General features: G+C 56.9%; 11 protein-coding genes. 6 read left to right on the top strand and 5 right to left on the bottom strand.

Features of this window, described 5'->3' with window-relative positions; translation table 11 throughout:
* Positions 1-7: 7 nt before the first annotated feature.
* A complete protein-coding gene (locus F1C16_RS19150) occupies positions 8-1,261 on the bottom strand; it encodes an OmpP1/FadL family transporter (protein WP_185282193.1) in 1,254 nt (417 codons plus the stop codon).
* A gap of 241 nt (positions 1,262-1,502) precedes the next feature.
* The gene (locus tag F1C16_RS19145) at positions 1,503-2,228 is read right to left on the bottom strand and encodes a cyanophycinase (RefSeq protein ID WP_185282192.1); all 726 of its coding nucleotides are present in this window, start codon (positions 2,226-2,228) and stop codon (positions 1,503-1,505) included.
* 272 nt (positions 2,229-2,500) lie between these two features.
* Between F1C16_RS19145 and mgtE the strand changes: the two genes are divergently transcribed.
* The 4 genes from mgtE to F1C16_RS19125 all read left to right on the top strand — a co-directional run bounded on the left by mgtE (position 2,501) and on the right by F1C16_RS19125 (position 5,898).
* Positions 2,501-3,883, top strand: coding sequence for a magnesium transporter (gene mgtE / locus F1C16_RS19140; RefSeq protein ID WP_185282191.1), 1,383 nt, complete (start codon positions 2,501-2,503; stop codon positions 3,881-3,883).
* A gap of 77 nt (positions 3,884-3,960) precedes the next feature.
* Complete coding sequence (locus F1C16_RS19135; RefSeq protein ID WP_185282190.1) at positions 3,961-4,692, top strand: hypothetical protein; 732 nt, start codon at positions 3,961-3,963, stop codon at positions 4,690-4,692.
* A 63-nt stretch (positions 4,693-4,755) separates the two neighbouring features.
* Positions 4,756-5,439: a hypothetical protein gene (locus tag F1C16_RS19130; RefSeq protein WP_185282189.1), complete on the top strand. Its 684-nt coding sequence runs from the start codon at positions 4,756-4,758 to the stop codon at positions 5,437-5,439.
* A 96-nt stretch (positions 5,440-5,535) separates the two neighbouring features.
* Positions 5,536-5,898 (top strand): hypothetical protein, encoded by a 363-nt coding sequence (locus F1C16_RS19125; RefSeq protein ID WP_185282188.1) that lies wholly within the window; start codon positions 5,536-5,538, stop codon positions 5,896-5,898.
* Positions 5,899-5,937: 39 nt separating this feature from the next.
* Here F1C16_RS19125 and arfB read toward each other — a convergent pair whose 3' ends face one another.
* On the bottom strand, positions 5,938-6,345 hold the full coding sequence (gene arfB, locus F1C16_RS19120; RefSeq protein WP_185282187.1) for an alternative ribosome rescue aminoacyl-tRNA hydrolase ArfB: 408 nt from the start codon (positions 6,343-6,345) through the stop codon (positions 5,938-5,940).
* Between the two features lie 122 nt (positions 6,346-6,467).
* Entirely contained in the window at positions 6,468-7,247 is a 780-nt protein-coding gene (locus tag F1C16_RS19115; RefSeq protein ID WP_219733354.1) for a septal ring lytic transglycosylase RlpA family protein, read from the bottom strand.
* A gap of 404 nt (positions 7,248-7,651) precedes the next feature.
* Here F1C16_RS19115 and F1C16_RS19110 point away from each other — a divergent pair, with 404 nt between their 5' ends.
* A complete protein-coding gene (locus tag F1C16_RS19110) occupies positions 7,652-8,563 on the top strand; it encodes a DUF72 domain-containing protein (RefSeq protein WP_185282185.1) in 912 nt (303 codons plus the stop codon).
* 70 nt (positions 8,564-8,633) lie between these two features.
* On the opposite strand, the gene F1C16_RS19105 is transcribed toward F1C16_RS19110, so the two are convergent.
* A complete protein-coding gene (locus F1C16_RS19105) occupies positions 8,634-9,323 on the bottom strand; it encodes a hypothetical protein (protein WP_185282184.1) in 690 nt (229 codons plus the stop codon).
* A gap of 148 nt (positions 9,324-9,471) precedes the next feature.
* Between F1C16_RS19105 and F1C16_RS19100 the strand changes: the two genes are divergently transcribed.
* On the top strand, positions 9,472-11,589 hold the full coding sequence (locus F1C16_RS19100; protein WP_185282183.1) for a T9SS type A sorting domain-containing protein: 2,118 nt from the start codon (positions 9,472-9,474) through the stop codon (positions 11,587-11,589).
* Positions 11,590-11,661 lie beyond the last annotated feature (72 nt).

Genomic DNA, 11,661 nt, shown 5'->3' with positions numbered 1-11,661 from the left:
TGGGAAATTAGAAAGCGTAGTTCAGGCCCAGGCCCGGAATCACAATATTGGTTTTGTAAGTACCTGCTACCCGGTCGGTGGTGCCGTTGTTGATCAGGTCGGCCTGGGTTTCGGTCCGCTTCTGAATGCGGATAAACTGCCCCGATAGGTCCAAGCTAAATTTGCCGAATGCGTAGGAAGCACCCACAGTACCGCTTATGCGGTCGTTGTCGGGCGTTTCGGGGGTTACGTAGCCGTCGGGCACGGGCGTCATGTCGTAGGAGCCGCCGGCGCGCACCGTTAGGCCGCTGGTGAGTTTGTACTGACCGCCCAGGCGGAACGTCAGAGCATCTTCGTAGTTGCGCTTGGAAACGCTGGTGTTCTGCCCGTTGATCGGCTGGTCGAAATCAAAACGCAACTCGCGGTATTTGCTCCACTGCACAAAGTTGACATCAAAGCCAATGGTCAGATTTTCGTTGGGCATCACGCCAATACCCACCGAGGTGGTAGCAGGCAGCGGCAGGGTAGCACCAAACTTGGTAGCCTGAAAACGGCTCCGAAATGATTCCGGAATGTTGGTGAACGTCACGTCGCCGTCATTGTCCACCACCGCATCAATTTTGGAGCGGTGGCTGATGCCAATGCTCAGCTTATCCGAAGGCTTGTAGTAAATACCGGCGTTGAAGCCCAGCTTGGTTTTGGCCTTGCCATCCAGCTCGATGTGGCCGTAAGAATCGGGTAGGGCGATGTCGCGCTGGAGGTTCACGGCGCCGTAGGCCAGCACCACCAGGCCAGCGCCCACACTCAACTCGTCGGTAATGGCGTAGCTGAAGGTAGGCTGCACAAAAACGGATTTCAGGTCGATATCCGTTAGGGAAGTGCGGCCTTCCCAACCGTTGGCATAGCCCAACTTGCTGCCAAAGGGCGTGTACACCGCAAGGCCTGCCCGGAACTTGCCCTCGGCCGGGCCAAAGCTGGCGTATAGGCTGAAGGGTGTTACCACGCTGTTGCGCAGCTCCCGCTGTATGTTGCTACCCTCCGCTACGAAGGCATTGCGGGCCAACGTCACGTTGCCGCCCAACTGTACGCCGCGCTCCCGCACCATGGCCAGTGCGCCAGGATTATAGAACATAGCGGCCTGGTCCAGCGACAGGCCTACCCCTACGCCCCCCATGCCGTTGTTTTTAATGCCAGCCAGTGTAACCTGGTAGCCACCGGCCACAGCACTGCCCGTACCAGCAAGCAGCGCACCACTCACAAGGAGTAAAGATTTTAACTTCATACAGGAAATAAAAGGTGAGATTTTAGAAGTAAGAACGGAAAATCGACGCAACTAAATGTAGAAAGAAAACCCGAATAAAGTATGCTTGCCGAGTAGTTTACGTTCGTCCGAAATCGTTTTCGTTGCTGGGCTGCAAAGCAACAAAAAGCCTACCGTTATTCCTTCGAATTATTGACCTTGCCCGTGCGTATATCCAGCACGTGGCCTTGCACCAGCAAATGCAGGTGTAGGCCCTGCACGCTCACGGGCTCGCCCTGCCCAATGCGGCCCAGGTTATGGCTGTGCAGCTGCCGGCCATCCAGCACCACCACCTGCCCGTAGCCGAACACTTCGGCCTGCTGCCCACCCGAATAATCACACCCGTTTCCTCGCTCAAGCCCAGGCCCAGGCAATTGGCGTGCGTGAGTAGGGCATGCGCCAAGCGCCCAAACCGCGCCCGCTCCACAAAGTGCTGATCAATAAGCAAGGATGGTAGCAGCCCCAGCCCTGGCAACACCTGAATGCCGCCCTTGCGCAGCGCCCGCCACCCCTGGCCGTCTACCAGCATGTAGGCGGGTAGGGCCGCCGCGCCGGCACTGGTTCCGGCCACTAAGAACGCGGCATCGGTCTGGAAGCGGTGGCGCAGCACCCGCAGAAACTCGGTACCGGTCAGAAAATCGGTGATGCGCTCCTGGTCGCCGCCCGTGAAGAACACCAGCGCGGCTTGGTGCAGGCGGCGCAGGGTAGCGGGATGGTCGGCGGGGTGGTGCTCGTCGATGGCCAAATGGCGGACCTGCTGGCAGCCCAAGTCGCGCAGCGCTTGCTGGTAGGCGGTGGCCGTGGCTGCTACCTCGCGCGAGGCCGTGGTAATGATTTCAACGGGTAGCTCCGGCAAAGGCAACAAAGCACACAGCCGGGCCAGGAGGGCATCATCATCGCCCCCACCAAAGGCGACGAGGGTTCCGAGCGGAAAGTCAGAGGGAAGCATTCAGGGCAGATAGGAAAAGCCCAAAAATAGTGGGCAACAACATGAGGGAAGCGCTTAGCCAAACAGCGAAAAACGGGGTAAACCAACCCGAATTCATTTGGCAAACTCCCGGCAAGTACGCTAAGCACAAGCCGAAGGACGCGCTATTCATAAAAAAATCGACACTAGCTGCGGCAAACGCAACAGTTAACCGGCCGTATTCTTCTACTTTTGCGCGTTCAATTGTACCAAACGTCGTTGCCTAGCGAAAAACGCCTCCCTCTAGTTATTGTATGAATCAGCACCCGACCACCGAGTTCATCACGTCCCTGATTCAGGAGGGCGAGTTTTTTAAACTCAAGGAAGCATTAAAGAAGTTTGAACCGGGCGAGGTAGTAGAGCTGATTGAAGAGGAAGAAGAGCGCGAACAGCTAATTATCTTCCGCCTTCTGCCGTTGGAACTGGCCACGCAGGTGTTCGAGTATCTTGACCTGGATATTCAGCGGCACTTTTTAGCTAACCTGGCGCAGGATAAGATTACGGACATCCTCAACGAGATGTCGCCCGATGACCGCACAGCCCTGCTAGAGTTCCTACCCGACGAGTTGGTGCGGGAGCTGATTCAGACGCTCTCGGAGCCGGAGCGCAAGGTGACGCTGGAGCTGCTCGGCTACCCCGAGTACTCGGTGGGCCGCCTAATGACGCCCGACTATATTGCTATCCGCGAGAACTGGACCGTGCAGCAGGTGCTCGATTACATTCGCCGCCACGGTGGGCAGTCGGAAACGCTGAGCGTGCTGTACGTGACCGATAGCCGTGGCCGCCTCATCGATGATATTCGCATCCGGGAGTTTCTGCTGGCCGACCCGCAAACCCGTGTGAACGAGTTGATGGACAACCGTTTCGTGCACCTGCAAACCATGCAGGACCAGGAAGAGGCCATCGAGGTGTTTCGGCGCAACGACCGGGTGGCCCTACCCGTGGTGAACAGTGACGGCATCCTATATGGCATCGTGACTATCGATGACATTCTGGACATTCGGGAAGAGGAAGACACCGAGGATATCCAGAAGCTGGGTGGTTCGGAAGCCTTAGATGAGCCCTACCTCACTATTTCGCTCCCTAAGATGATTCAGAAGCGGGCCGGCTGGCTGGTAGTGCTGTTTCTGGGTGAGATGCTGACGGCCACGGCTATGGGCTTTTTTGAAGGCGAGATTGAGAAGGCGGTGGTGCTGGCGCTGTTTGTGCCGCTCATTATTTCCAGCGGTGGCAATGCCGGCTCGCAGGCTACCTCGCTTATCATCCGGGCCATGTCGCTGGGCGAGCTGACGGTGGGCGAATGGTGGAAGGTGATGCGCCGAGAACTGCTGTCGGGCGCATTGCTGGGCGGTATTCTGGGCGCAGTAGGCTTTCTGCGGATTCTGCTGTGGCAGCAAACCGGCTTTTATGACTATGGTCCGCATTGGTTCCTGGTAGGCTGCACGGTAGGGCTGTCGCTGGTGGGCATTGTGCTGTGGGGGTCGTTGTCGGGTTCCATGCTGCCGCTGCTGCTCAAGAAGCTGGGCTTCGACCCGGCCACGTCGTCGGCGCCGTTTGTGGCCACGCTGGTAGACGTAACGGGGTTGATTATCTACTTCTCGGTAGCCACGCTGTTCCTGAGCGGTACGCTGTTGTAAGGCGTCGTAGGGGCGGCTTGCAGCCGCACCTCGTTGACGAAAAATGCGTCACAAGGATTTCCCTACCTTGCCATACTATGCGCATCGTCTTGCTAATCTGCCTGTTACTACTGACCGCCTGTCACGCCACCGACCCACCCGCCACGGACACGCTAGAAACCGGCTGGTACCCCATCCTTACCCAAAACCGCCGCTTTGTGTACGCGGCCCGTTGGTATGCGCCGGGCGCCACCACAGCCACATTGGATACGGTGGTGCTGACGGCGTTGGGGAAGCCATTGTCTTGGTACCCATCCCAAATGGCGTACGAATGGTCGTACCGGCATTTAGATACCACAACAACTTCTACGCAAAAAGAAATGGTAGGAGCTTTCGACAGAGCTGATAAATTTTGGTTGCACCCGCCACGCCGCGGGCATTATAGCATCCTAGAATTAAATCCATTTCCTGACATTCAACTCCCTACTACTGTTGGCTCAACGTGGAATTGGCAGTTAGATGTAGGAAGTCACTACGCCAATCCAGCATGGGCAGTGTGGCAAGACAATTTGCATATCAATCATCGCTATCAGGTTATCGATTCCACCTTAGTCCCTACCCTATTCGGCCGCATACCCTGCCACCGCATGCAGGCAACGGGCACCTGTAAGCTCGGCACCACCGCTTTAGAATCATACTTCAATGCCAAATACGGTTTCGTACGCCTAAATTATCGCAACATCGACCACAGCCGATTGGAGCTGGAACTGGTAGCCGTTACGTCGCGGCCCATTTTAGATAAAGCCATGTTTCTAGAGCCTTCTTTATAGCACTACTACCTAACTACTGTGGAAATACCCACGCTTTTCTTTTTGCAACGAGCCTGTTTGTACATGGCGCTACTGCTCCTATGTAGCGGCTGCGCCGCCGTAGGGCGCTTGGCGCAGCTCGACGACGGCTGGTATCACGTAGAGCACCTGGGCGGCAACGACTCGCTGGCAACCCAGCTGCGGCAGGCCACGCGCTACCGCGTGTACGTACAGCAACGCACCGATACGCTGCGGCTCTCGCCCTATACCGACCAGCCCCAGCCCACCACCTACACGTACGAGCTGCAAAGCAACCACCACGCCCTGCTTTCCAGCCGCTCCTTTGATGTGGATGTGTTTACTCTACCTGTAAAGGCCCGTCTGCCCCGCGAGGGGGTACCGGTGCAGCTTAATACTACGTTCAGCGCCGCCGTGTACCTAGGGCGCCGCCTCGACTACTACTACCTACACAAGCACACGCTGGCGCCCTGGCAGCACGAGCCGCGCATTCGGGCTACCGGGCTGGGCTACGGGGTATTCTTCGGCATGGGCTCTACCAACGTAACAAACGACGTGACGCGTCAGCACGCTGGCCCCGAGTACGAGGGGTTCGTATTGCACGCCGGCATGGCTACTATCTACGATGCTCGCATTTTCAACGTGGGCCTAGCAGTGGGTTTCGATAACCTGCTAGGCCCCGACCGTGCGTACTGGATTTACCAACGGCGGCCCTGGTTTGGTCTGCTGTTCGGTTTGGATTTGAATTAACAGTAATTTATTTTACTAATTTATTTAGCAATAAATAACACCAACCTTCTTTATCCTATTTTCGTTAGCAGCATATATCTTCTAAATGCTGAACTCATGAAAATTCCTGTTGAAAAAGGCCAAGACAAAGGCTTCCTGCCCGATGGCCGTTATACTGTTGAAATCACCGACATTGAAGAAGGCACCAGTGAGCACCAGAATGTGCCCTACTTTGCCGCCCGCCTGGAAAATGAGCAGGGCTTCGTTACCCAGCGCTTCTACACCTCGCCGGCCGGCATGCCCATTTTGCTGAGCTTCTGCGAGGCAGCTGGCGTGCATCCCGAAGAAGGCAAGGACATCGATACCAAACAACTGATCGGTAAAAAGCTGTCAGTAGAGGTATCCGACCACTCCTACGCCGACCCCGCTACCGGCAACGAGCGCACTATTAAGCAGGCTACCGGTTTCCGGACGGCCTAAGCTGCTCCTCAACTCAACTCACAAAAGCCAACGGCTGCCTCAGAAATCGAGGCGGCGGTTGGCTTTTTTGTCGCTGTGGCGTTTCTTCTCTTCTAGCCGTTTGCGCACGGCGCCCGCACTGGGGCGCGAGGCTTTGCGGGCTTTGGGCTGCTGCAAATTCTCCTTGAGCAGCGCGTAGAACTTACGCAGCGCGTGCTCCTTGTTGCGCAGTTGGCTGCGGTCTTCCTGGGCTACTACTAGCAGGTAGCCATCGGTGGTGATGCGGCTAGCCAGCTTTTCCTGCAAGCGCAGCTTCTGCTCGTCGGTGAGCAGGTGCGAGGTAGCCAGGTGAAACCGCAGTTCCACCCGCGACTCTACCTTGTTCACATTCTGGCCGCCTGGGCCACTGCTACGGCTGGTTTGTACCTGAAGCTCGGGCCAGAAATAGTCGGCGGGGGGTAGGGCCATAACAGGAAAAGGGTGAGATGAGGGTAGGGAATGAGGCTAGAGCTCTAAACCAGCGTCTACGCAAAAATACCCTGCCAGCTACAAGCCAGCAGGGTATTTTTGTAATGAGAGTTAGCGGAATGCTAGTGTGTGGCGGCGGCGGGCACTTTGCGTACCAACCCGGTGATACCGCCACGTTGCAGGCGCTTGCGTACGGCATCGGCAGTAGCCCAGTCAGCAAACCCGCCTACCACTACCCGGTTGAGCGAGCGGCTGGCTACCGTTTCGGTAGCCACTGTTACGGAGAGTTGTTGATCTACGGCCAAGATTTTGGCCTGCATGGCAGCGGCATTACGGGCGTCGCCAAACGTGCCTGCTTGCACCACATAGGTAGGCTTCAGTACAACTGGCGTTGCTTCGGCGGGCACCGCTACGGCTACCTCTACCGTTTCTAGCGGCGTGCCCAAGGCCAGCGCCTCATCTTCTACTAGGGCGGCCAGGTCGGCGGGGGCAGCAATAGGACCCAGAGGAGTAGTTTCGGGTACTACCTCAGCCACTACATCAGCCGAGCCATCAGCGACGATGCCCAGTGGGCGGGCTGCTATTTCGGAAAGGTCTAGGATGCGGGCATGGCGAAATGGGCCGCGGTCAGCTACGCGCACCACCACGGCCTTGCCGTTATCGGGGTTCGTCACGCGCAAACGGGTGCCGAAGGGTAGGGTTTTGTGGGCGCAGGTGTATTTATGACGGTCGAACCGCTCGCCGCTGCTGGTGCGGCGTCCTTGGTGCTCCCGGCCATACCAGGAAGCGCGGCCCCGTAGCACGGCGGTGCGGTGAGAGGTAGCAGTCAGAGCTTTTTCGTCGTCGCTGAGGCGGGCGGCTCGGGTGGTCTGTGGCAGCGCCAAAAGCACGGCAAAAAGCACTGCGATGAGAGAACCAGAAACACGCTGTCGGAGAGGCAACTTCATTCAAACATGAATTGGTGAATCCGACAAATCTAGAGGCCCACAACTAAACCGGTCCTGCATCGTCCTATTTTCGCACCTACAAGCTTTCCATATAATTGTACTTTTTATATAAAATTTGCATTAAAATAATTTGATGTTTGCATAGTTAAACCACACCTAAATCAGCATTTGTGTTTAGTTAAGACTACTTTTGCCGTATTATAGGACAAAACAAAGACAAGGGCAGAAATAAGATTATCCGGCCTCTAAAAAAATTATGTCCTTCGCCTGATTCCTCCCGTATAGCCTAGGTTGGAAAAGTCCGAATTATTCTGTATGACCTGTAGTACGGTAAACTACTGCATCTTCTCTTTTACGCTATGGATTTTGGTCGCCTTTCTGATCTGCGCTACGTCGATTTTTCGTTGCCTTCCGACCACCCTGCTACTGCCGCGGTGCTGGCCCGCGCCGCGGATACCCCATCGGCGCCCGCCGTGTATGTGGGCTGCCCCATCTGGACCAACAAAGCGTGGTTGGGCTCCTACTTCCCGGCTGGCATCAAAGACGCGGATTACCTACACTACTACGCCCGGCAGTTCAACAGCATTGAGCTAAACACCACCCACTACCGCATTCCCGACGCGCCCACCGTGCGGCGCTGGCGCGACGCGGTGCCGCCAAGTTTCCGCTTCTGCCCCAAGCTGCCCCAAAGTATCAGCCACGACCGCGCCCTGTATAACGCCGACGACCTCACGGTGTCGTTTTGCCGCAGTATAGGCGAACTGGGCGAACGGCTGGGGCGGGCGTTTCTGCAACTGCCACCCCACTTCGGCCCCGAGCACCTACCCCGCCTGGAACGCTACCTGCTCGATTTTCCGGCGGAAATTCCGCTGGCCGTAGAGTTACGCCATCCGGCGTGGTTTGCCAATCCAGAGCTGTTTGCTACCGTATCGGCCATGCTGGAGGCGCTGGACAAAACGTTAGTGCTAAGTGATGTAGCCGGCCGCCGCGACGTGCTGCATATGCGCTTGACGACGCCTACCGCCTTCATCCGCCTCAACGGCCACGGTCTGGTCCCCAGCGACTACCAGCGCGCCGACGCTTGGGCCGAGCGCTTGGCCACGTGGTTTGGCGCCGGCCTGCAAACGGCCTACGTGTTCATCCACCAGAAAGACATCATGCACTCGCCTCTCTGGACACAGCATTTCTTGCAGCGCTTACAGCAGCTTACGGGCATAGTGGTAGAGCCGCCCCGCGTGATTCCGCAGCCGGTACAGGGCAGCTTGTTTTAAGAATGATAACAGCAAAAAAACCCTGACGGGGCTTAAAGCTCTGTCAGGGTTTTATAAAAGTTTTCCTTGATTAATGCGCTAGGCTAAGGCGAATGTTCAGTTCTGCTATAGGACTCAGCGGACGTTTTATCTCTCCCGTATTCGTAGCATTGTTGTAGATGTATTTCTGATGGTTTCCTACCCCTAGGCCTACGTTACCATCAAATAGTCCCCAGTTGCCTATCCGGCGCTGCATACCCCATAGTACTGTCACACCTGAATAGTCGTACCCATACTGACGCCGCATATCTGTCGCATAGTATGGCTTGTAGCTATACCAATCATTGCTGAGTTGCAAAGCCAAATAGTTACCTATAAACGGGCCGTGTGCACGGCCGCGCTGCTCTCGCTTTATCTGATTGTAGTAATAACGCGCTCCAAGGTCTGTGTTGATCCGTGCTAATTGTACAAATGATCTATCATTCGTTCGATAACGGCCACCCGTTTGTAGCATTGGTGATATATTACCGTAGACAGAAAACTTCGGCGTAAGCTGGCGCTCTACACCGAGCGTAATCGGCAGCAGCAAACCGGAATAGCTTCCATATCCCGAATCGCGGGTTAAACCCGTCCCTAGCTTGAATAGCGTATTGGGTAACCATGTGGTGGATGGGGTAGACGTAGCGGCCGCCGGGTTGTCAATCTCTTTCTCGGTTTGCCCAAACGAAATGCTCGGTAGTAGCAGAACGGCTGCAACGGCCGACATTAGAATTGCTTTCATGATACACTATGTAGAATAAATGGAAAGGCATCGATAAGTAGCAGAGCATCAAGAATACGAATAGGTTGGCTGGGGTCCTAAAAAAAATTCAACTCGGCTGATACGAAAATCCGTACTTGTGCGTGATACACTGTCTACGCCACTCTTTATGCTTTTCTCCCGCGCTACCCAGCTCCTACTGGGCGTTGCCTTTTGCAGCTTCGCGCTGCCTACCCGTGCTCAGCTAATTGCCCCTACCCCCACCGACGAATTGCATTGCCTGATGCAGCCCCTCGATCCGGCACGCCGGGCCGGGCAGGCCAGTTTGGTGATAGAAGGTGAAGTACTAGACTCTAAGGGCTTTTGGGATGCAGCCCACCAGCACATCTATACATCTCACCGGGTACGGGTGTATCAGGTATTCAAAGGCGCGGCGGCGGCTGAAATTACCGTGGTGACAGAGGGCGGCACCGTAGACCTCGACCAGCAGCACCTAACCAACACCTTGACGCTCAGCGCTGGCCAGCAGGGTGTGTTGTTCTTGTACCCAGCGCCGTTTGCGGGGCTGGATGCCGTTGGGGGAGCAGCTTGGGCGGCGTATGGCAGCGAGCAGGGCTTCATTCAATACGACCTAGCCACGGCCACGGCTAAGGAATCGTTTCGCTCCTACCCTACCCTCGGCGATACATTCTACGCTTCCCTGACCAACCTCACGGGTCAGGCGCGGCGCGTGGTGCAGGCCAACCCGGCCCTGACTACCGCCCAACGACGTGCGGGCACCGCAGCCCGCGGACAAGCGCCGGTGATTGCGGCGCTGTCTCCACTGACGACCACCGCCGGCACCGAGTCGGTGCTGACGATTACGGGCACGGGCTTTGGTGCTACGCGGGGCACGGGCTTCGTGGAGTTTCGGAATGCTGATGATGGCGGCGCTACCTTCACGCGGCCACTGGATACAGATTACGTTTCCTGGACGAACACAAGCATTCAGGTGCGGGTACCCTCGTATAGTGCCGATGCCCACCCGGCCGGCACCGGCCAAGTGCGTGTGACCAGCAGCGACCAAGTGACTGCTACCAGCGCCCAGGTGCTTACGGTGGTATACGCCATCAGCAACGTGCAGGAAACCACTGGCAAGCTCACCTACCGCCCCGGCCACATCAACCAAAATGACAACGGCGGCTACACATTTCGCTTCGATCAGAACTTTGCGGCCAATGCGGCTGCGTCGGCGGCCTGGCAACGGGCGCTGGAAAACTGGCGTTGCTCCTCGGGCATCAACTGGCAGGTAGGCGACACCCGCACCACCAACGGCGTGGCCGACGACGGACAAAACTCCGTGGGCTTCGACCAGACCAGCGGCTCTACTGCCGGCGCTACCCTACCCGTCAACGTGCTGGGGCGCACCACCAGCTATTACAGCGGCTGCCGCAACGCCAATGGCAGTATTGTGTTTTACGTGCGCGAGATTGATATGCTGTTTTCCAGTGCGGCGGCCTGGCAGTTTGGCCCTAGCGCACCCGCGCCTCAACAGCTTGACTTTGAGACAGTAGCCGTGCACGAACTAGGGCACGCCCAGCAGCTTTCTCACCTGATTCGGCCTTCTGCCGTGATGCACTACGCCGTATCGCGCGGGCAGGTGAGCCGCACTCTCAGCCCCGTTAGCGACATTGCCGGCGGGCGCTTGTTGCTGCGTACGCGCAGCTTCCCGGCCGCCAGCTGCGATGAGCCAGCCATGCTACCCGCACCGCTCACCCGGTTTACCGCCACTGGCCCCATCCTCACCTGGACCACCCGCGACGAGTGCTTTATACAGGAATTTGTAGTGGAGCGTACCAGCGCAGATACCACTGCCCGCAACTGGCAAACTCTGGCTACCATAGCTGCTGGCGCCACCGGCAACAACTATGGCTATGCCGATGCGCAAGCGCCTACCAGCAGCTTGCTCTACTACCGCCTGCGCATACGCCGCCCCGATGGCTCACTGGACACCACCACACCCATTGCCACCACTTCCGACGCCTCATCCCTCACGGGCCTGGCACTCTACCCCAACCCGCTGAGCAATGGCCCCTTACAATTTCAATACAACACTGGCGCTGCCACCACCTTACGGCTATACATCTACGATGCCCTTGGCCGGTACATCCAGGGTAGGGCTATTTCGCTGCAAACCGGCCTCAACTTATTTACCCTGAATGCAGATGGTCTGCACCCCGGCTGGTACGCCGTGCGCTGGACCGATGAAACCGGCCGCAAAGGCACCGTGCGCTTTATTCGGCTGTAGATGAGTTGTTAGGTTGCCAGTAAGCAAAGAAGCGTCTGTCATTCTAAGCGAAGGACCTTTCCACGGTAGAAC

Origin of the sequence: Hymenobacter sp. NBH84, from assembly GCF_014217645.1 — a bacterium.
GTDB classification, from domain to species: domain Bacteria; phylum Bacteroidota; class Bacteroidia; order Cytophagales; family Hymenobacteraceae; genus Hymenobacter; species Hymenobacter profundi.
Note: the sequence above shows the minus strand (reverse complement) of the source record. Positions and strands in the feature narration are given on the sequence as shown.